Consider the following 21,671-nt stretch of genomic DNA (forward strand, 5'->3'; position numbering starts at 1 on the left):
AAGAACCATAGACTAAGGACTATAGACTAATTAAAATGTCTCGAAAACTGTTACTTGAGCATATAAACGTACCAGGCATCAATACACTTGAAGTCTATCGCCAAAAAGGTGGGTATCGTGCCGTGGAAAAAGCCCTTAAAACTTTAACACCTGAAGAGATTGTTGAAGAAGTTAAGAAATCAGGCTTACGCGGTCGTGGTGGTGCGGGTTTCCCAACGGGGATGAAATGGAGCTTTTTGGCTAAACCAGAAGGTGTTGCACGTTATCTGGTTTGCAATGCTGATGAATCGGAGCCGGGAACTTTCAAAGACCGTTATCTGATGACTCACATTCCTCATGCTTTAATTGAAGGAATGATTGTTTCCAGCTTTGCTTTAGGCGCAAAGGTTTCATACATCTATGTTCGTGGAGAAATGATGCCTCAAATCAGGATTCTGGAAAAAGCAATTGCTGAGGCGAAAGCAGCCGGATGGTTAGGTAAAAATATTTTAGGAACGGGTTACGATTTAGAATTATATGTTCAGCCAGGTGGCGGTGCTTATATCTGTGGTGAAGAAACCGCGTTGTTAGAATCGCTTGAAGGCAAAAGAGGTAATCCAAGAATTAAACCACCATTTCCGGCGATTGCGGGTTTGTATGGTTGTCCAACAGTGGTAAACAACGTAGAATCGATTGCTGCTGTGGTGCCCATTATTAATGATGGTGGCGAAGAATATGCAAAAATAGGTATCGGCAGAAGTACTGGTACAAAATTAATATCAGCATCAGGTAACCTGGTAAAGCCTGGTGTTTATGAAATCGAACTGGGCTTACCTGTAGAGGAGTTTATCTATTCTGATGAATATTGTGGCGGCATTGCCAATGGAAAGCGTTTAAAAGCAACGGTTGCAGGTGGTTCATCTGTACCGGTTTTACCAGCTAATTTAACTTTAAAGTTAGCAAATGGCGAACCTCGTTTAATGAGTTACGAATCTTTATCAGAAGGAGGCTTTGCAACGGGAACAATGTTAGGTTCAGGTGGTTTCATTGCTTTTGATGAAGACCAGTGTATTGTTCGCAATACGTGGAATTTCTCCCGTTTTTATCATCACGAAAGTTGCGGGCAATGTTCGCCTTGCCGTGAAGGTACCGGATGGATGGAAAAAGTATTGCACAAAATAGAGTACGGTCACGGCACTATGGATGATGTGGATTTACTTTGGGATATTCAACGTAAAATTGAAGGAAATACCATTTGTCCACTGGGAGACGCCGCTGCATGGCCGGTTGCAAGTGCGATTCGTCATTTCAGGGATGAATTTGAATGGCATATTAAAGAGCCGGTTAAAAGTCAGCAACAAAATTATGGTATTGCAAATTATGCTGTACCGATTGAAAAGGCTCCGGTAACGGAAGAAAAATAATTTGCACTTCGTTTCGTGGAGACACGAAACGAAAATAAAATGATAGATTGGTTTGTGAAGGCACAAACCAAAGCGAGATAAGGTATCGCAGTTTGTAATGCCAATATCTTAAGGTCGTATTTGCGGCCTTAAGAAGTTTAATTTAACACAACGAATATATGTAAATGAAAGAAGAAATATCGCCAGCAATCATCCCCAATGAAGTAATAGTTAATAAAATATATCTTTTTAGAGGAGTTAAGGTGATGTTAGATTCTGATTTGGCAGAACTCTTTGGTGTTGAGACTAAACATCTTAAACAACAAGTTAGAAGAAATATAGAGCGTTTTCCAGAGCACTTTATGTTCGAACTGACAAAAGAAGAAAATGAAGTTCTAAGGTCACAATTTGTGACCTTAGAACAAGGGAAATATTCAAAGTACCTTCCGTTTGCATTTAGTGAACATGGTATTTTGCAACTGTCGAACGTTTTAAAAAGCAATCGTGCAGTAGAAGTGAGTATTAAGATTATTGATGTATTTGTACAGCTTAGAACAATGGTTTTAAGCAATACAGAAATAAGATTAGAAGTAGAGAAAATAAAAAAGAAAGTAGATAATCAAGATAAAAATATTGAAGTTATATTCAGGTATTTTGATGAATTACTGGAACAGAAAGCACAACCAAGAAAGCAAATTGGTTACAAAATCTCGAAAGAGAAAAAATAATATAGAACTGGTTCGTAGAGAGACACGAACCAGGGCGAGATAAAGAAATAAAAGATTATCATTAACCATGAGTGAAAAAGTTAAGGTTACGATAGATGGAATAACAGTAGAGGTTGATAACGGAACCACTATCCTGAATGCTGCAAGGCAAATTGGAGGTGATATCGTTCCGCCGGCAATGTGCTATTATTCTAAGTTAGAAGGCAGTGGTGGTAAATGCCGTACCTGTATTGTTAAGGTAACAAAAGGTTCGGAAAAAGACCCGCGGCCAATGCCAAAATTGGTTGCATCTTGCCGTACAACAGTAATGGATGGCATGGAAGTGTTAAATATCACTTCGCCGGAAGTTTTAGAAGCACGCGCAGGTGTAGTGGAGATCTTATTGATTAACCACCCATTGGATTGCCCTGTGTGTGACCAGGCCGGAGAATGTGATTTACAGAATCTAGGTTATGAGCACGGTTTGCAAAAAACACGATATGAATTTGAGCGTCGTACTTTCGAACGTATAGATATTGGCGACAAAATCCAGTTGCACATGAACCGTTGTATTTTGTGCTATCGTTGCGTTTTCACTGCCGATCAAATCACAAATAAACGTGTTCATGGGATCTTAAACCGTGGCGATCACTCAGAAATTTCTACTTATATCCAACAGGCAGTTGATAATGATTTCTCAGGAAACGTAATAGATGTTTGTCCGGTTGGTGCCTTAACGGATAAAACTTTCCGTTTTAAAAATCGTGTTTGGTTTACTAAACCAGTAGATGCACATCGCAATTGCGATCATGAAAAGTGTAACGGTAAAGTAACGCTTTGGTATAAGGGCGAGGATGTATTACGTGTTACCGCCCGTAAAGATCAATTTGGTGAAGTGGAAGAATTTATCTGCAATACTTGCCGCTTTGATAAAAAAGCAACTTCAGATTGGACAATTGAGCACCCAACACACATTGATGATACCTCGGTTATTGCATCTAACCACTACGAAACATTAAAGCCACTTCCTGTAATTAAGCCTAATCCGGCATTACAGGCAGCGAATGAAATTGAGTTACATAAAACAGTTAAATACTAATGGATACAGGTTTTATCATAGAAAAATTTATTCTGGTAGCGGTAATTTTCGGTATCAGCCTGGTAATTGCCATGTATTCTACTTATGCAGAGCGTAAGGTTGCGGCCTATCTTCAAGACCGTTTAGGTCCGGACAGAGCAGGACCTTTTGGTATTTTACAGCCTCTGGCAGACGGTATTAAAATGTTTATGAAAGAGGAAATTATTCCTACTACATCAAACAGATGGTTATTCATTGTTGGTCCTGGTTTAGCATTACTTTGTGCTTGTATTGGTACGGCGGTTATTCCATGGGGTAGTCCGATGGAAATAGGGGGCAAAATAGTTCCGCTACAGGTTGCAGATATCAATGTGGGTGTTTTGTATATTTTTGGCGTTGTTTCTTTAGGCGTTTACGGCGTAATGATTGGCGGTTGGGCATCAAACAATAAATATTCTTTATTAAGTGCTATTCGTGCAGCATCGCAAAACATCAGTTATGAAATTGCAATGGGTTTATCCATCATCGCCTTGCTTTTAATGACGAATACATTAAGCTTAAAAGAAATTGTAGATCAGCAGCATGGATGGAGATGGAATGTTTTATATCAGCCGCTGGGATTTTTAATCTTCATGGTATGTTCTTTCGCCGAAACCAACCGTGCGCCTTTTGATTTGCCAGAGTGTGAAACCGAGTTAATTGGTGGTTACCATACAGAGTATTCATCAATGAAATTAGGGTTTTACCTGTTTGCCGAATACATTAATATGTTCGTATCATCAGCAGTAATGGCAACATTATATTTTGGTGGCTATAATTATCCAGGCATGGATTATATGGCAACATTATTAGGGCCAACATGGGCACCATTATTTGGAACAGCTGTATTATTTGCAAAAATATTTTTCTTTATCTTTTTCTTCATGTGGGTACGTTGGACAATCCCCCGTTTCCGTTATGATCAATTGATGAATTTAGGTTGGAAAGGTTTAATACCTTTGGCAATTGCCAATATTATAATAACAGGAGTTGTGATTGCGATTCTTGAGAATTTTTAGCCTCCCGACCCCCTAAAGGGGGAGGGCAAAGCGGAAAAACAAAGTTAAAAACCTTTGAGGTTTATATATAGATTTACACATGCATTTAGAAGCCCCTTTAGGGGTTTGGGGTTATGGAATCATTAAGTAATAAGAAAAAAGTACTGGAGCAAAAGCCGCTAAGCTTTATGGAAAAAATGTACCTTCCGGCAATTGCTAAGGGAATGGGCATAACCATTAGCCACTTATTTAAAAAAGAGGCTACTGTAAGATATCCGGAAGTGGAACGCGAATTCTCCACAAACTTTAGGGGCATGCACTCGCTCAAACGTGATGAAAACGGAAAAGAGCGTTGTACCGCTTGTGGTTTATGTGCATTATCTTGCCCGGCCGAAGCGATTACCATGATTGCGGCAGAACGTAAGCCAGAAGAAAAACATTTATATCGTGAGGAGAAATATGCGGCAACTTATGAAATTAATATGTTGCGCTGTATCTTCTGTGGTTTATGTGAAGAGGCTTGCCCAAAGGAGGCAATTTATTTAGACGGGCCAATCGTACCTGCTGATTATTTGCGTAAAGATTTCATTTACGGGAAAGACAAATTGGTAGAGGCACCATTGGAAATGAAAAAATAAAATATGGTTCGTGAGGACACGAATCATGGCATTAAGCCACAGTTCTTATCCTCGCGAAACGAAACAAATTAATAATTTTACAAGTCCGTCATTGCGGGGAACGAAGCAATCCTAATGCGATAGACGTAAAACCAATAAGATTGCTTCGTGCCTCGCAATGACGAGGAGTATAAAACAACAAATTAATGAGTACACAAGTATTCTATTTCGTAGCCACATTAAGTATCATCTTTTCGCTGATGGTGATTTTTGCAAAAAATCCTATCCACAGCGTTTTGTACCTGATTCTTACTTTTTTCACATTCACGGTACATTATGTGCTTTTGAATGCTCAATTTCTGGCGGTTGTAAACTTCATTGTTTATATGGGCGCCATCATGGTTTTATTCCTGTTTGTACTGATGTTACTTAACCTGAACAAGGAAACCGAGCCTTCAAAATCGCCATTAATTAAAATCGTTGGTGTAATTGCCGGTGGTTGTTTAATTGTAACCTTATTTGGTTCATTAAAAGCAGCAACCATTACCAGTCCGTTGATTTTAAAAAATCCGGGATTAGGTTTGGTAGAAAACTTAGGTAAAGAGCTTTTCGGGCCATTCTTATTACCATTCGAATTATCATCCCTATTGCTATTGGCAGCAATGGTTGGAGCAGTTTTATTATCTAAAAAGGATGAGGTAGAGGCATAATGGAAAATTTAACTACACAAATGGCAGGCGTTCCGCTAAATCACTACATCTATTTATGTGCAATTATTTTCACTATTGGTGTAATTGGCGTATTAACGCGTAGAAATGCAATCGTGATTTTTATGTCGGTTGAGTTGATGTTAAATGCAGTGAATTTGCTTTTAACTGCTTTTTCGGTTCACAGTAACGATCCGTCAGGACAAGTTTTCGTATTCTTCATTATGGCGCTTGCCGCTGCAGAAGTTGCAGTAGGTTTAGCCATTATCGTAATGGTTTACAGAAATACAAAATCGATAGATATTAATGTTTTAAATCGCCTTAAGTGGTAAATATATAGTATAAATGAAAATAGAACAATTGATTTGGTTGGTTCCATTACTTCCTTTTTTAGGATTTGTAATTAACGGACTGGGCAGAAAATCTTTATCTAAAGGACTTGTTGGTATCATCGGGAGTGGAGTGATCCTGGCCTCGTTTATAATCAGCGTGGTTATTTTCTTTAGCTTACAAGGCGATACACAAAAATCTCATGAAGTATTTTTATTTGACTGGATTAGTGCAGGCACATTGCACATTCCTTTATCATTTCTGGTTGATCCGCTAAGCTCAATCATGCTTCTTATTATTACAGGAATAGGTTTCTTGATCCATTTATACTCTACCAGTTACATGCACGATGACGAAGGATTCGGTAAGTTTTTCTCTTACCTCAACCTGTTTGTATTCTTCATGCTTTTATTGGTATTGGGTTCAAACTACATTGTCATGTTTATCGGTTGGGAAGGCGTAGGTTTATGCTCGTACCTGTTAATTGGTTTCTGGTACACCAATAGTGCTTATGCCTCGGCAGCAAAAAAGGCTTTCGTAATGAACCGTATTGGTGATTTGGGATTCTTACTTGGTGTATTCTTAATGTTTAACTTCTTCGGAAGTGTAGAGTTTTCGAAAATATTTCCACAGGCCATGAATATGTTACCAGGAAATAATACGTTGGTTTTAATTACCATCTTATTGTTCATTGGTGCCTGCGGTAAATCAGCACAACTGCCATTATTTACCTGGTTGCCTGATGCCATGGCCGGACCAACACCTGTTTCTGCATTAATTCACGCGGCAACAATGGTAACGGCCGGTATTTATATGATTGCCCGTTCAAGCGTATTATTTGATTTGGCACCGCTAACACAACACATTATTGCAATTGTAGGTATTGCAACTGCGCTGATTGCCGCGATCATCGCTTTAACACAAACCGATATCAAAAAAGTATTGGCTTATTCAACCGTATCTCAATTAGGATATATGTTTTTAGGCTTAGGTGTTGGCGCTTATACAGGCTCATTCTTCCACGTATTAACCCACGCATTCTTCAAAGCATTATTATTTTTGGGCGCTGGTTCGGTTATTCATGCCATGCATCACGAACAGGATATGCGTCATATGGGTGGATTAAGAAAAAAACTTCCGGTAACTTTCTTAACCATGATGATTGGCACTATTGCCATTGCAGGTTTGCCACCATTCTCAGGTTTTTTCTCAAAGGATGAAATTTTAGCAAATGCATATCAATATAGTCCAATTCTTTGGGGTGTGGGCGTTTTAACCGCATTCTTAACCGCGTTCTATATGTTCAGGATGATGTTCCTTACTTTCTCCGGAAAATACAGGGGAACACATCACGAGGAAAATCATGTTCATGAGTCGCCAAAAGCAATGACTATTCCATTAATCATTTTAGCCGTTTTAGCGGCAATAGGTGGAGCAATCAATATTCCTCATGTTTTTGGTGGTAATGAGTGGTTGGCCCATTGGTTATCCGGAGCTGGTGTTGCACAACATGAATTAGATTTAAGTCATTCAACAGAATTTGCATTAATGGGTGTTTCAGTTTTAGCGGCGGTTATTGCTACAATTTATGCTTACGGTAAATATGTAAAAGGAGCTCACGTTCCTGTTGCTGATGAAGCTCCACGTTCTGCGCTGGCAAAACTATCCTACAATAAATTCTATTTGGATGAAATTTATGATTTCATGATCACTAAGCCGCTTGATGCACTTTCTAAATTCTTTTATAGAATTATTGATACTAAACTTATTGATGGAATTGTGAACGGATTGGGATGGAGCACGAATGAAGCAAGTAAAGGCATCCGTTTATTACAAAGTGGAAACGTAGGTTTCTATATATTTATGATGGTATTCGGTATCGTCGCATTGCTGTTATATACATTTTATTATATCTAAAAAGGGTTCAAAATTAAATAATGGAACAACTTTTACTACTTATATTTCTTCCGCTTGCAGGTGCTGTTATTTCAGCATTTGCTGGTAAATCGGCTAAAATAGTTTCTACCGTTATTTCGGTGGTTTCTTTAGGCCTGGCTTTATTTATTGCTTGTAACTTCATTCCGAATGCCAGCACCCAGTTTGAGGCAAATCTGCCTTGGATTGCTGATTTAGGGATTCGTTTCCATGCAGGTATTGATGGCATTAGTATGCTATTGGTGTTACTAACCAATTTGTTGGTGCCACTCATCATATTATCGAGTTATAAACACGATTATAAAAACCCGGCTGCCTTTTATGCATTGATTTTATTTATGCAAAGTGGATTGTTGTTGGTGTTTACAGCAATGGATGCTTTCTTATTCTATATCGGTTGGGAAGCCGCCCTGATTCCTATTTATTTCATTTGTGCATTCTGGGGAGGGAAAGACCGCATTCGTATTAACATGAAGTTTTTTGTTTACACCATTGCCGGTTCATTATTCATGTTGATGGGGATTATTTATTTGTACCTTCAAAATCCGGCTGATAATTTTGATATCCAGGCATTTTATGCTTTAAATTTAGATAGTGCACAACAGGGCTGGATTTTCTGGGCTTTCTTCATTGCCTTCGCGATCAAGATGCCGGTTTTCCCTTTTCATACCTGGCAGCCTGATACCTATACAGCCGCGCCAACTCAAGGAACAATGTTATTATCAGGTATCATGTTAAAAATGGGGATTTATGGTGTAATCAGATGGTTATTGCCGATTGTGCCAACTGGCGTTCAGGATTGGGGGCAACTGGCCATTGTTTTATCCATCATTGGAATTGTTTATGCTTCATTAATTGCTTTTACACAAAAAGATGCAAAACGATTGGTGGCTTACTCTTCCATTGCTCACGTTGGATTAATTTCGGCCGGTCTGTTCACATCGTTTAATCTAGCCAATCTTGGGCTACAGGGCATGCAGGGGGCAATGATTCAAATGTTTAGCCATGGTATTAATGTGGTTGGTCTGTTTTTTGTTTTGGATATTATCTTCTCCCGTGTAAAAACCAATAAAATTGGAGAGCTTGGCGGCATAGCTAAAGTTGCACCTCAATTGGCCATTACTTTCCTGATTATTGTTTTAGGTACAGTGGCTTTACCGGGAACAAACGGATTTATTGGAGAATTCCTATTGTTGATGGGTGTTTACCATTATGATATCTGGGCTGCAGCCATTGCTGGATTAACCATTATTTTCGGAGCGGTTTATATGTTGCGCATGTACCAGAATGTAATGCTTGGAAAAACCAACGAACTAACCATCACTTTCACAGATATTAAAGGAACTGAAAAATTGGTTCTGTATATCATTTGTGCTTTGATAATTGTTTTAGGCGTTTATCCGAAACCATTATTGCACTTAACAGAGGCATCTGTACAACATTTATTAGAACAGGTAAATCAAAAATTAACATCAGTAAAATAAGCAATGAATATTATCATAACCATTAGTATAACAGCTTTTATCGTACTTTATGCAGGTTTGTTTAAAGCAAATAGAGCATTATTGCCGCTTACTGTTGTTGGCTTACTTACTGCATTAGGATTTACTTTCTGCGCATGGAATGGCAATGCTGTTCATTTCGGAATGATGCAAACAGATAATTTTGCTCTGGCATTTTCTGGTGTTTGCATCGTTGGAACACTTCTGATTTTCTTGTTAACACAAAATTATTTTGCTGCTAAAAGCAGCAATATTGCTGAATATTATACCCTCATCCTTTTTGCACTTGCCGGGATGATCATGATGGTATCATATAAAAATATGGCGATGCTATTTGTCGGACTGGAAATCATGTCAGTGAGTTTATATATTCTTGCCGGCATTCGTAAGCAAGATTTTGCGTCAAATGAGGCATCGTTAAAATACTTTTTAATGGGCGCCTTTTCTACAGGCTTCCTGTTATTTGGGATCACTTTAATTTACGGAGCTACAGGTTCATTTGATTTAGATAAAATTCAAGCGTACTTAGTGGATAACAGCAAATCGATTTCTCCAATATTTTATCCCGGAGTAATCCTGATGATGATTGGTTTATGCTTTAAAGTTGGTGCCGCACCATTTCATTTCTGGACACCGGATGTTTACGAAGGCTCACCTTCTTTGATCACCACTTTTATGAGTACAGTCGTTAAAACTGCTGGTTTTGCTGCATTTTTAAGATTGTTTGCAAGTTCATTTGCTCCGCTTCACGATTTTTGGGTAGTACCTTTAACGGTTATTGTTTGCTTAACCTTATTCATCGGAAACGTAACCGCACTATTTCAAAAGAACTTTAAAAGGATGTTGGCCTACTCCAGTATCTCTCATGCCGGTTATCTGTTATTCTCGTTAATTGTTTTAAGCAAAAACTCTGAAAACAATGTTTTGGTTTATGCTGCAGCTTATACTTTTGCATCGATCATTGCTTTTGCAGTTTTAATTTTGGTTAAACAAAAAACAGGAAGCGATAGCTTTGAAAGTTTTAATGGCCTGGGCAAGAAAAATCCTTTAGTGGCATTATCATTAACCGTTGCCATGTTATCATTGGCAGGTATTCCTTTAACGGCTGGCTTTATTGGAAAATATTTAATGTTTTTGAATGTGATGGGAGAGTATAAAACACTACTGGTAGCATTTGCGATTTTAAATGCACTGGTTGGTTTTTACTATTATTTTAAGGTTATTGTGGCCGTATGGTTTAAAGATGGCGCTGAAACAGAACTTTCTACCCCTGGACAATACAAAGTTGTTTTACTGGTTTCGGTAGCAATTACGTTAATTTTAGGTATCTATCCCGCTATCATTTTAAACCTGATATAAGGTATGCACTTCTTTAATAATTATTTGTAGTTTTACGAATAATTGAAATATGCACGATTTTTGGACTAACCTGCAACATCTAATTGACCCCGAAAAATTATTGAGGGAAGGTGGTTTCTATCTGGTCGTGTTTGTTATTTATGCTGAAACTGGTCTGTTTTTTGGATTCTTTCTCCCCGGAGATTATTTGCTGTTTCTGGCTGGAATGTTTGTAGCTACCGGCAAGCTTGATGTTAACATAGCAGTTCTTTTAGCAGGCTTATGTATTGCCGCGATTTCAGGAAACTTTACCGGATATTGGTTCGGACGAAGAACAGGGCCATTATTGTACACTAGAAAAGACAGTTTTTTCTTCAAAAAAAGATATTTAAAAGCCGCGGAGGAATATTATAACAAACAAGGAGCCTTTGCTTTAATAATGGGCAGGTTTGTTCCAATTGTTAGAACTTTTGCACCGATTTTTGCTGGCGTTGTTAAATTAGATTTTAAAAAATTTGCACTGTACAATGTTGTAGGAGGCATCCTATGGATCTGTTCACTAACTTTATTGGGCTATTTTTTAGGAAAAAGATTTGAGAAAGAAATAAACGATTATTTATTATATATTATTATTGGCTTTATCGTTATCACAACTATACCTTTATTGATTACCTTTGTAAAAAGTAAAGTTAAAACTCCGGAAGAGGAAAAGACAGATTTAAATTAAAAATGGCAAAAGACGATCATCACGCATGGCATAGCGTATCTCCAGGAAAAAACGTTCCTGAAATTGTAAACGCAATCATTGAAATTCCAAAAGGCTCAAAAGCCAAATATGAGATAGATAAAGAATCAGGGCTAATTAAATTAGACAGGGTTCTTTTTTCATCAGTAATGTATCCTGCAAATTATGGATTTATTCCGCAAACTTATTGCGATGATAAGGACCCGTTAGATATTTTAGTTCTTTGTTCGGTGGATGTTTATCCAATGACCGTTATTGAAGCTAAGGTAGTTGGGGTAATGCATATGGTTGATAATGGTGAGCAGGATGATAAGATCATCGCGGTAGCTAAAAACGATATGTCGGTAAATTATATCAATGATTTGGATGAATTACCTCCGCATACCATGAAAGAAATTGTTCGTTTCTTTCAAGATTATAAAGCATTAGAAGAAAAAAATGTAACTATTGAACATTTACTCGGCGTTCGTTACGCACACAAGGTAATTAAAGAAAGTATAGAACTTTATAATACAACTTTTAGAGAATTAGCATAATGGATTTACCCACGGTCTGCTTATTTTTAAATTCAGAGTTAAGTGCAATATTGCCTGCTAATCTAATTTTGGTTGCGCTACAGGAACCAGATACGACATCAGTTGGTTGGCGATTGTTTCTAGCATTGTTTTTAGTGCTATTAAACGGATTCTTTGTTGCGGCAGAATTTGCCATTGTAAAGGTTCGTGCATCTCAAATTGAAATTAAAGCAAAATCTGGCAGCCGGGTTGGTAAAATGGCTAAAACCATTATCCATAATCTGGATGGTTATTTAGCCGCCACACAGCTAGGTATAACACTCGCATCACTTGGTTTAGGTTGGGTGGGTGAAGGCGTTATGCATACGATTTTCAAAAATCTTTTTGATAGCCTTGAATGGGGACTAAGCGATGCATTCATTCATTCGGCATCAACTATAGTAGCCTTCTCACTTATTACAGTTATGCATATTGTATTTGGTGAGTTGGCTCCTAAATCTTTTGCTATTCAAAGGCCAGTGGCTACAACATTATTTGTTTCTGTTCCATTACAGGTGTTTTATGTGGTTTTTAAACCATTCATCTGGACTTTGAACAGCCTCGCCGCAATAATCCTCAAACCATTTGGCATTGATACCTCTGCAGGGCATGAGTCGCTTCATAGCACAGAGGAGCTGCAATATCTACTGGATCAAGGGAAAGAAAGTGGTGCATTGGATAATAATGAGCACGAATTAATCAAAAACGTTTTCGATTTTAATGAACGTGTGGTTAAAAATATCATGGTTCCCAGAACGAAGATATCGGGCATTGAATTAACTTCTCCAAAAGAAGAAGTTGTTGATACCATTATTAAAGAAGGTTATTCCCGTTTACCTGTTTACGATGAGATTATGGATAAAATTGTTGGTATTATTCATGCCAAGGATATTTTACCGCTTGTTGCATCGGGTAATCAACACTGGACGCTAAATGACATTATCCGTAAGCCCTACTTTGTTACTGAGACAAAAAAAATAAACGATTTGATGAGCGAATTACAAAGTAACCGCATTCAGATTGCTATTGTTTTGGATGAATTTGGAGGAACCGCCGGGATGGTAACCTTAGAAGATATTGTTGAAGAATTGGTTGGGGAGATTCAGGATGAATATGATGAGGAAAAACCATTGGTTGAAAAAGTATCAGACAATGAATTTATCGTTAATGCTTTTGCAACGGTTTACGATGTTAATGAACATTTGCCTCATGATTTACCGGAAGATGAGGATTTTGACACCATTGGTGGTTTGGTTTCTCACATTTTTGAGCGGATTCCTGAAGTAGGCGAAAGCAATGAATCTTACGGTTATCTGTTTACCATTCTTAAAAAAACAGAACAAAACATTGAAACCATCAAGTTAGAATTGGTAATCAATAAAGAAGATCAGGTTGATAATCGTTAATTTCAACTATGCATATTTTTTATACGCCAGATATAACCCAAAATACTTACACACTTAACGAAGAGGAAAGCAAGCATTGTGTAAGGGTATTGAGGTTGCCAATAGGTTCCCAGGTAAATCTGGTAGATGGAAAAGGAGGTTTTTATACCGCCGAAATTATATCAGATAATCCTAAGAAAGTTAACTTATCCATTCTTCAGGTTCAAAGAGAATTTCACAAAAGAAATCATTACTTACATATTGCGGTTGCGCCAACTAAAAATATCGATCGGATAGAGTGGTTTTTAGAAAAGGCAACAGAGTTGGGCATTGACGAGATAACTCCAATCATTACCGATCGCTCTGAACGAAGGATTGTGAAAGAAGACCGGTTAAATAAAGTCATCACATCAGCAATAAAGCAATCCATAAAAGCCTATCATCCTAAATTAAATGAGGCAATTTCTTATGATGCATTTTTAAAACTTCCGTTTGAAGGAGATAAATTAATTGCGCATTGCATTGATCATGAAGATAAAAAGTATATTTCTGAGCTTGTTGCTCCTCATCAAAAATATCTGATTCTTATCGGCCCCGAAGGAGATTTCACATCCAAAGAAGTTAATTTAGCTTTGAATAAAGGCTATAAACCATTAACTTTAGGAGATAACAGACTGCGCACAGAAACTGCGGCACTTTCTGTTTGTTTTGAAATCAATTACCTTAACCGATAGTTAGTTTGAAGTTTTCAGTGATCACTTTCCTGTTTTCTAAAAGAAAGATGTTGTTATCAGGCTTTGGTCTTTTGGCTTTAGCCTTTAGTCTTTTTGCTTTCAGCGCTGTTCCAACCTATCGTATGGCAAAATTGAAATACAATGGTGGGGGCGACTGGTATGCTGACCGAACAGCCTTGCCGAATCTTATCGCTTACTGTAATGCGAATTTGAAAACAAACTTTTATCCTGAAGAGAGTATTGTTGAAGTGGGTTCAAAAGAATTATTTAATTATCCTTTCGTTTATATGACCGGGCATGGCAATGTGGTTTTCAGTGATCAGGAGGCCAAAAACCTCAGGCAATATTTAACCGGCGGTGGTTTTTTGCATATCGATGATAATTATGGTTTAGATAAATTCATCAGGCCTCAAATGAAAAAGGTTTTCCCCGAGCTTAGCTTTACGGAATTGCCTTCTAATCATGCTATTTATAATCAAAAGTTTAAGTTTCCAAATGGCTTGCCAAAAATTCACGAACATGATAATAAAAGACCACAGGGGTTTGCTTTAATATATAAAGGAAGAGTTGTTTGTTATTATACGTTTGAATGCGATTTAGGTAACGGCTGGGAAGACTTCGGGACTTATCCTGAAGATACTCAGGAAACCAGAACCAAGGCGCTTAAAATGGGCGCAAATTTAGTTCAATATGCTTTAACTCAATAACGATGTACAAAGTAAAAGTAAATGATCAATTTCAATTCGATGTATCCGGTAATGAACCAAAAGTAGTGGTGAATGATGTTGAGGTTAATTTAGATTTAAGCATTTTAAATGCGACAACTTCACATGTTTTATATCAGAACAAATCTTACAATGCAGAAATTGTAGAATTCGATCGGACTGAAAAAAACTGCAAAATAAAAATCAATGGATCTGTTTATGAAATCAGTATTGAAGATCAATACGATCAGCTTTTAAAGCAAATGGGCATGGATAATCTGGCTGCAAATAAAGTATCAGAAATTAAAGCTCCAATGCCTGGATTGGTTTTGGATGTGATGGTCGGGGAAAACGCCGAAGTTAAAAAAGGAGATAATCTTTTAGTACTGGAAGCGATGAAGATGGAGAATATCTTAAAATCATCTGCAGATGGAACAGTGAAAAAGATATTGGTTAATAAAGGCGATAAGGTTGAAAAGAATCAAATACTAATCCAGTTTAAATAATCTGAAAAATTATAACTGTTGGTCTGAAAAAAAAAGTCCCAATTTTTAGTTGGGACTTTTCTTTTTTATCTGCCTCTGCTTACCCTGTAAGGTCTTGGCGGAGGGGTTTTAAAGCTTCTCTTACCTACGGTGCTGATTTCAGGGGCACCTAACATGGTCATGGCACAACGAAAACCAATCTCTGCTGACGATTCATCTTGAGATAAGAAACGTCTCGTTGCTGGATTTAACCAATAAGCCATGTCGTTCCATGAGCCACCTTTGTAAACTCTGGATTTATCATTGATCAGTGTAACACCTTCTTCGTTTAAAAGCAGGTTTTGTCTGTCTCTGTAACCTCTTTGATCCGCCTGATAGGTTGTTGATGTTATTATTTCCGCTTGTGGATCTGTAGATCTTGAAATCGAATCAGAACGTTTTGCCTGTGCTTGTTTCTCTGCCCAGGTTTGTTTTCTTCCAGAATAAGCGTTCTCTTTAATCGGATTACCATATTTATCTAAAGCAATTTTTCCGGTTTGAGCATCGGCTAGTTTTTTGTTCTCGAAATAGTTACCACGATAAGGGTTAAATGCATCAGCATCAGTAAATGTTCCTGTTCTGTAAACATCGTTAACCCATTCGTTAACATTACCCGCCATGTTGTACAAGCCAAAATCATTTGGTGCGTATTGAATAACAGGAACAGTTAAATCTCCTTTATCATTTAATGAACCACCAACTCCCATGTAATCTCCGGGGGCTCTTTTAAAGTTGGCCTGAATCATACCTCTGGTTTTTTTGCTTGCAGAGCTAACCCCTAAACCATTCCAGGGATAAATTTTATTTTGATTAACATTTTCGTATTCTGTGTTGCCAATTAAACCTAAAGCTGCATATTCCCACTCTGCCTCTGTTGGTAAACGATAAGGTTGCATAATTACGCCATCCTCCAGTGTAGCAGTTCTCCTTGGCTGAGCATTTCCACTTCCTCCAGCTGTGGCGCCAGCGGTGGTGGTAGCAGCACCAGCTCTGGTATTATAGTCAATCGGTGCATTTCTGCCCTTATCATCATACTGTCCGTTTAAATAAGCGTCAGTATTAAATGGATTTGTAGGTCTAGGTGTAGCTGCAGTTGTAGCTGCATTATTGTTTCTGCCATTCCCGGCTAAAGTTCTATAGTCTGTCAGGATTCCTTTTTCACGGAGAATAAATTCATTTGCACGAGAAGTTCTCCAGGTACAATAGCGGGATGCCTGTTCCCATGAAACACCCACAACCGGATAATCGCGGTAAGCCGGATGACGTAAATAATTGTCTACGTAAGGTTCGTTATAAGATAAAGCACGGCGCCACACCAATGTGTCAGGAAGTTCGTTATAATAAAATTCCTGGTCTTCAGGAAAATTGTATCTGATCCAGTGTAAATATTCCAGCCAATCGGTATTTGATACCTCAGTTTCATCCATATAGAATGAAGGTACGGTTACCTGTCTTTTATAATTGTAAATATTAGGCTCAACACCTGGTATTTCAATAGCACTTCCACCAACAACCAGAACACCACCTTCTATTGGAATTAAACCTGGTCCGGGAGCCCTTTTATATTTGGTTGCCACTGCAAAAGCTCCCGATTGATTGTTTCTCCTGTCTGCATAAGGAATACCTGTTTTACTGGAACTGTTTCCACCCTTCGAGCTACAAGCTGAAAATAAAGCAGCCAATGATAAACAAGTGAAAGAATATAGTATAAGTTTTTTCATATAGTACTAAGGAATATCGCCCAATGGCGATTCAACTGCTAAAATTAAGCAAATTTAAGTGAATATATAATATTGTGACAATAAATATTGATTATATTTTTATCCCTTAACGTATTATTTTATGACGTATTGTGTCTGTTAAGTTTTTCATTGCTTTTTTTGTTAAATAATTATGAATAAGCGTGATAGATCAGATTCATTTATTGTTAAGTTACAAATCCAAAGTCATTAAATTAAAGATCTGTTGCTATAACCATTCCGGTTCTTTTAAAAAGGAATTGACGAAAATTAAATTTACCATCAGCCAAAAAGTTTTTCAGAAAGAAAATTTAATATTAATAAAAAATGTTTTGGCAGGTAACAGTCTATTTTATTAACAGTTACGATTTTTATGGTTTCATCAAACTGTAAAAATCGTAGGTTTAGTTAGTAAATAACCACATTATTCGTAATTTGGTAAAATATAATTTTGAGTTTTGCGTTAACAACATAATCTCCAGAAATAACTATTCCCGAAGATCTAAAATTACGTACCTTTAAAGGATGAATTTCAAGTACATCAGTAAACTTGCTTTTTCTGCATTCTCTTTGGCCTTGGTATTTGGTAAAACAAATGCCCAGGTAACCATAGGTAATACCCAGTTTAACGGGAGCGAGTCTAATAATATTGTGACTGCAGTGCCATTTTTATTGATCACTCCTGATGCCCGCGCCGGTGCAATGGGTGATGCTGGCGTTGCCGTTGCTGGCGATGTAAATGCTGCGAGCATAAATCCATCAAAACTTGCTTTTCTTGATAAACCTTACGGATTTTCCATATCCTATAGCCCCTGGCTAAAAAGTTTAGTGCCGGATATCAACCTTGCTTATCTGAGCGGATTTTATAAGCTTGATGATCACAATACAATTGGCGCATCATTACGGTATTTTTCTTTGGGTTCAATTCAATTGACTGATATTAATCAGCAAGATTTAGGCATTGCAAACCCCAATGAACTGGCCTTCGATGTTTCTTTTGCCAAAAGTTTTGGCGAAGAGTTTTCTTTAGGATCCTCATTGAGGTATATTTATTCGAACCTGGCATCTGGCCAGCTATCTTCATCAGGACAGGTACATGGAGGTAATGCAGTGGCGGTTGATGTTTCCGGATTGTATAAAACTTCCACAACTATGTTTGGTAAGCAGGCAATCCTTTCTGCCGGGGCAAATATCTCTAATATTGGCACAAAAATGAGTTATTCTGATGGTGGAGAGAATTTTTTCCTGCCAACAAACTTTAAACTCGGTGGTGCTTCAACCATTACGGTTGACGATTATAGTACATTTACATTGGCCCTGGATTTTAATAAATTACTTGTGCCTACGCAACCCATTTATGATTCAAATAATAATATTGTGAGTGGCAAAGACCCTAACAGGTCTGTTCCTGCCGGTATTTTTGGCTCCTTTAGTGATGCTCCGGGTGGATTTAGCGAAGAACTTAAAGAAGTGGGGATATCCACCGGTATAGAATATTGGTACAATCAACAATTTGCTTTAAGAGCAGGTTATAATTACCAAAGTCCAATGAAAGGTGATAGCCGTTATTTTACTTTAGGTTTAGGCTTGAAATACAACGTCTTTAACATAGATTTCTCTTATTTATTGGCAAATGCCCAAACAAGTCCCCTTGCCAATACCTTACGTTTTGGTCTTTTGTTTAACTTTGGTGATAAGAAAATTGTTAAGTAATAGCATTACCGCTTGCATTGGTCGTTTGTAATTTCCAGTTTCCCATTAATCAGTTAGCAATTAAAACTTCATAAAATTTACTATGAAAATTAGAGTAGGCTTTGGCTTTGATGTACACCAATTAAAAGATCAACATCCATTTGTTATAGGTGGAGTAACTTTAGCACATCATAAAGGTGCTTTTGGTCATTCAGATGCTGATGTTTTACTTCATGCCATTTGCGATGCGCTTTTAGGTGCCGCAAATCTGCGCGATATCGGTTTCCATTTTAAAAATACTGATGATAAATGGAAAGGAATAAGCAGTTTAATTCTATTAAAAGAAACGGTCAAATTACTGGCAGATAAGGGTTGGCAAGTAGGAAACATCGATGCCATGCTCTGCCTGGAGGCACCAAAAATTAATCCTCATATTCCAGCCATGCAGGAAAATATTGCAAAGGCCATCGGAATATCAATTGAAGATATTTCTATTAAAGCCACTACTAACGAAACCATGGGCTTTATAGGAAGAGAAGAGGGAGTAACCGCCTACGCCGTTTGTTTAATTGAAAAAAATTAGTGCCTTATGGTGTTTTGCCTTGCCGCCAATAAAGAAATGGGTAAACCAATACAAAGGATCAGGACGATACAGTTGATAACCGCCCTTTCAATATTGAACTTTCCATGAGGAATTGGAGTCAAAGGTACAACCAATAAGTTCATTATTGACCAAACGATGATTCCGTAAACAATACCTGCAATTATCTTTTGCTTTTTTAATAAAACCGAATCTATTGAAACAATCATATAGATATTTACAAAAATAAAAGTGATAAAGTAGTGTAGCAGTAGCCCTGCCAAAACCATTTTCGACCCACCTTCAAAGGCTGTTTTACCGAAAATGGCACTGACTATATATTGAAATGTTGATGCAAATTTCATTTTAGCTAAAAAAATCACAGCTGCAAGTCCATCCAATGTTCCTGCAATAAGAGTGATTACAAAAATATGCTTAACGAATGATGGATTTTGATAAGGATTTTTCATTATCAATAATAATAAAATTATTTGTTTGTTGGAGCGCTGTTCGTTGATTTCAGTACTCTAACTGAAGATAGAGCTTAAGGTACTGCCACGAATTAGCTGCAAGATAGTTGGAGATCCGTGTTGTAAAATAAACTGCAACGCTACCTTGAATGCCTGAGCTTAGTCGAAAGACAGCCTAAAGAAATATATCGTTTCAATCAGGGCTATAGACTTCTGCGAACACAAAAAAGCCGGCAAATTTTATATAAATGCCGGCTCAAAAAAATATAAATTAATTAAACGTGTTTTATTCTTCCAGATAACCAAATCTACCTTGATTATAATCTTCAATAGCCTGGTGTATTTCTGCTTCCGTGTTCATTAAAAAAGGTCCGTATTGAACAATAGGTTCATTAATTGGTTCGCCACTTAGAATTAATACAATACTATTTTCCAGTGCTTCTACTTCAATTTTTTCTCCTTCATTTTTAAAATGAACAAAGCTGTTCACTTCAGCAATTTGATTATGATTGATTTTTATTTTACCCTCAATAACCATGAAGCCGGTGTTGTAATGCTCCGGGAAATTAAAAAATGCTTTTCCGTTTTTATTTAACCTCGCATTGTACAATTCTATTGAAGTGAATGTATTGGCATTGCCTTTTGTTCCCTGATAGTTACCTGCAATGATTTCAATTTTTCCGCCATGATCAGGTAATATAAAGGTTGCCATATCAGCCTGCTTAATTGCCTGATAGTCTGGTTTGCTCATTTTGTTTTTTGCCGGGAGATTAACCCAAAGCTGCACCATTTGGAAAGGGCCGCCATTTAAGCTATAATTTTCTTCATGGTATTCTTTATGGAGTACGCCGCTTCCCGCAGTCATCCATTGAACATCACCAGGGTAAATGACGCCACTGTTACCTGAGCTATCATGATGAGCAACCGCTCCATGATAAGCAATAGTAACGGTTTCAAAACCTCTGTGAGGATGAACGCCAACTCCCCGAGGTTCTTTTCTGGCAGAAAAATCGATTTTCGAGCCATAATCCATCAGGAAAAAGGGATTCATATCAATTTTATATCCCCCTGGGAAAAAATTATGAACTCTAAACCCATCACCTACCATGTGTGGGGCCGGAGCTTTTAATACGCTATTTACTTCTTTTATTTCCATTACCTTTAATTTTTAAGGCATGGGGTTAAGTGCATAGTGATCCATGCACTTAACTCAACGCTTTATGCTTGTTTTACAAACTGTAATTCTCCTAATAAACGAACTTCTTCGCTTACCATAACACCACCGGTTTCTAAAGCAGCATTCCAGGTTAAACCAAAATCAGAACGATTGATTTTTCCACTTAAAGTGAACCCTGCTTTTGTATTTCCCCATGGATCTGTGGCAATACCGCCAAATTCTGCGGTTAATTTTACCGGCTTAGTTTCGCCTTTAATCGTTAAATCGCCTTTAACAATATAATCATCGCCGTCTTTTTCAACTGAAGTGGATTTGAACTCAATGTGTGCAAATTTTTCGGTGTCAAAGAAATCGCCGCTTTTTAAATGATTATCGCGATCTGTATTTCCCGTATCTAATGAATCGATATCGCCTTTAAATGAAATTTCTGCGGTTTCGAATTCATCGCCCTCAGATGTTAATTCTGCTGAGAAAGATTTTAAGCTACCTGTAACGGTAGTGATCATTAAATGTTTTACTTTAAATTGTAATTCGCTGTGGGTTGGATCTAAAATCCATTTTGTAGTTGCCATATCTTTTTGTTTTTGAGATGTTTAATATTTACAACACAAAAGTACAGCACAGGTTTTGACTGGGAATTGATGTATGTTAATTAATGAGTAGGATTTAAAGATGATGGGATTTTCATGATCAAGTTTGATAGAGCTAAAGAATAATAAGATTTAAACAGTGTT

22 protein-coding genes are annotated in these 21,671 nt (G+C 37.5%); 18 read left to right on the forward strand and 4 right to left on the reverse strand.

All coding sequences use genetic code 11. The annotated features are described in order from the left end of the window. The first annotated feature begins 35 nt into the window (after positions 1-35). The 16 genes from nuoF to DU508_RS07430 all read left to right on the forward strand — a co-directional run bounded on the left by nuoF (position 36) and on the right by DU508_RS07430 (position 15,261). Positions 36-1,403, forward strand: coding sequence for an NADH-quinone oxidoreductase subunit NuoF (gene nuoF / locus DU508_RS07355; protein ID WP_115402188.1), 1,368 nt, complete (start codon positions 36-38; stop codon positions 1,401-1,403). Between the two features lie 164 nt (positions 1,404-1,567). Continuing rightward, a complete protein-coding gene (locus DU508_RS07360) occupies positions 1,568-2,110 on the forward strand; it encodes an ORF6N domain-containing protein (protein WP_115402189.1) in 543 nt (180 codons plus the stop codon). Between the two features lie 67 nt (positions 2,111-2,177). Beyond that, positions 2,178-3,188, forward strand: a complete 1,011-nt coding sequence (locus tag DU508_RS07365; protein ID WP_115402190.1) for a 2Fe-2S iron-sulfur cluster-binding protein — start codon at positions 2,178-2,180, stop codon at positions 3,186-3,188. Further along, the gene (gene nuoH / locus DU508_RS07370) at positions 3,188-4,225 is read left to right on the forward strand and encodes an NADH-quinone oxidoreductase subunit NuoH (RefSeq protein ID WP_115402191.1); all 1,038 of its coding nucleotides are present in this window, start codon (positions 3,188-3,190) and stop codon (positions 4,223-4,225) included. Before DU508_RS07365 ends, nuoH begins: the two co-directional genes overlap by 1 nt. A 113-nt stretch (positions 4,226-4,338) precedes the next feature. Continuing rightward, entirely contained in the window at positions 4,339-4,842 is a 504-nt protein-coding gene (locus DU508_RS07375) for a NuoI/complex I 23 kDa subunit family protein (protein ID WP_115402192.1), read from the forward strand. Between the two features lie 185 nt (positions 4,843-5,027). Next, positions 5,028-5,531: an NADH-quinone oxidoreductase subunit J family protein gene (locus DU508_RS07380; RefSeq protein ID WP_115402193.1), complete on the forward strand. Its 504-nt coding sequence runs from the start codon at positions 5,028-5,030 to the stop codon at positions 5,529-5,531. Beyond that, positions 5,531-5,860, forward strand: coding sequence for an NADH-quinone oxidoreductase subunit NuoK (gene nuoK / locus DU508_RS07385; RefSeq protein ID WP_010601897.1), 330 nt, complete (start codon positions 5,531-5,533; stop codon positions 5,858-5,860). The genes DU508_RS07380 and nuoK overlap by 1 nt, the downstream gene beginning before the upstream one ends. 13 nt (positions 5,861-5,873) lie before the next feature. Then, entirely contained in the window at positions 5,874-7,775 is a 1,902-nt protein-coding gene (gene nuoL, locus DU508_RS07390; RefSeq protein WP_394341367.1) for an NADH-quinone oxidoreductase subunit L, read from the forward strand. 20 nt (positions 7,776-7,795) lie between these two features. Further along, positions 7,796-9,277 (forward strand): complex I subunit 4 family protein, encoded by a 1,482-nt coding sequence (locus tag DU508_RS07395; protein WP_115402194.1) that lies wholly within the window; start codon positions 7,796-7,798, stop codon positions 9,275-9,277. 3 nt (positions 9,278-9,280) lie between these two features. Beyond that, positions 9,281-10,654 carry an NADH-quinone oxidoreductase subunit N gene (locus tag DU508_RS07400; RefSeq protein ID WP_115402195.1) on the forward strand — a complete coding sequence of 458 codons (1,374 nt, stop codon included), beginning with the start codon at positions 9,281-9,283 and terminating at the stop codon, positions 10,652-10,654. 49 nt (positions 10,655-10,703) lie between these two features. Further along, the gene (locus DU508_RS07405) at positions 10,704-11,360 is read left to right on the forward strand and encodes a DedA family protein (RefSeq protein WP_115402196.1); all 657 of its coding nucleotides are present in this window, start codon (positions 10,704-10,706) and stop codon (positions 11,358-11,360) included. A 2-nt stretch (positions 11,361-11,362) separates the two neighbouring features. Then, positions 11,363-11,914 (forward strand): inorganic diphosphatase, encoded by a 552-nt coding sequence (locus DU508_RS07410; protein WP_115402197.1) that lies wholly within the window; start codon positions 11,363-11,365, stop codon positions 11,912-11,914. Further along, positions 11,914-13,338, forward strand: coding sequence for a hemolysin family protein (locus DU508_RS07415; RefSeq protein WP_115402198.1), 1,425 nt, complete (start codon positions 11,914-11,916; stop codon positions 13,336-13,338). The genes DU508_RS07410 and DU508_RS07415 overlap by 1 nt, the downstream gene beginning before the upstream one ends. A gap of 8 nt (positions 13,339-13,346) precedes the next feature. After that, on the forward strand, positions 13,347-14,051 hold the full coding sequence (locus tag DU508_RS07420) for a 16S rRNA (uracil(1498)-N(3))-methyltransferase (RefSeq protein WP_115402199.1): 705 nt from the start codon (positions 13,347-13,349) through the stop codon (positions 14,049-14,051). A 47-nt stretch (positions 14,052-14,098) separates the two neighbouring features. After that, positions 14,099-14,758 (forward strand): DUF4159 domain-containing protein, encoded by a 660-nt coding sequence (locus DU508_RS07425; RefSeq protein WP_115402200.1) that lies wholly within the window; start codon positions 14,099-14,101, stop codon positions 14,756-14,758. Between the two features lie 2 nt (positions 14,759-14,760). After that, complete coding sequence (locus tag DU508_RS07430) at positions 14,761-15,261, forward strand: acetyl-CoA carboxylase biotin carboxyl carrier protein subunit (RefSeq protein WP_115402201.1); 501 nt, start codon at positions 14,761-14,763, stop codon at positions 15,259-15,261. Positions 15,262-15,326: 65 nt separating this feature from the next. Here DU508_RS07430 and DU508_RS07435 read toward each other — a convergent pair whose 3' ends face one another. Then, on the reverse strand, positions 15,327-17,000 hold the full coding sequence (locus DU508_RS07435; RefSeq protein ID WP_115402202.1) for an SUMF1/EgtB/PvdO family nonheme iron enzyme: 1,674 nt from the start codon (positions 16,998-17,000) through the stop codon (positions 15,327-15,329). Between the two features lie 543 nt (positions 17,001-17,543). Here DU508_RS07435 and porV point away from each other — a divergent pair. After that, complete coding sequence (porV, locus tag DU508_RS07445) at positions 17,544-18,731, forward strand: type IX secretion system outer membrane channel protein PorV (RefSeq protein ID WP_115402204.1); 1,188 nt, start codon at positions 17,544-17,546, stop codon at positions 18,729-18,731. Positions 18,732-18,813: 82 nt separating this feature from the next. Then, on the forward strand, positions 18,814-19,293 hold the full coding sequence (gene ispF, locus DU508_RS07450; RefSeq protein ID WP_115402205.1) for a 2-C-methyl-D-erythritol 2,4-cyclodiphosphate synthase: 480 nt from the start codon (positions 18,814-18,816) through the stop codon (positions 19,291-19,293). Here ispF and DU508_RS07455 read toward each other — a convergent pair. The 3 genes from DU508_RS07455 to DU508_RS07465 form a co-directional block, all read right to left on the reverse strand. Beyond that, positions 19,290-19,760: a DUF1440 domain-containing protein gene (locus DU508_RS07455; RefSeq protein ID WP_115402206.1), complete on the reverse strand. Its 471-nt coding sequence runs from the start codon at positions 19,758-19,760 to the stop codon at positions 19,290-19,292. The two genes, ispF and DU508_RS07455, sit on opposite strands and share 4 nt — an antisense overlap. 286 nt (positions 19,761-20,046) lie before the next feature. Continuing rightward, positions 20,047-20,916 carry a pirin family protein gene (locus tag DU508_RS07460; RefSeq protein ID WP_115402207.1) on the reverse strand — a complete coding sequence of 290 codons (870 nt, stop codon included), beginning with the start codon at positions 20,914-20,916 and terminating at the stop codon, positions 20,047-20,049. A gap of 62 nt (positions 20,917-20,978) precedes the next feature. Then, positions 20,979-21,509: a YceI family protein gene (locus DU508_RS07465; RefSeq protein WP_115402208.1), complete on the reverse strand. Its 531-nt coding sequence runs from the start codon at positions 21,507-21,509 to the stop codon at positions 20,979-20,981. Positions 21,510-21,671: the final 162 nt, after the last annotated feature.

The sequence above is a fragment of the Pedobacter chinensis genome, assembly GCF_003339865.1.
Classification (GTDB): Bacteria; Bacteroidota; Bacteroidia; order Sphingobacteriales; family Sphingobacteriaceae; genus Pedobacter; species Pedobacter chinensis.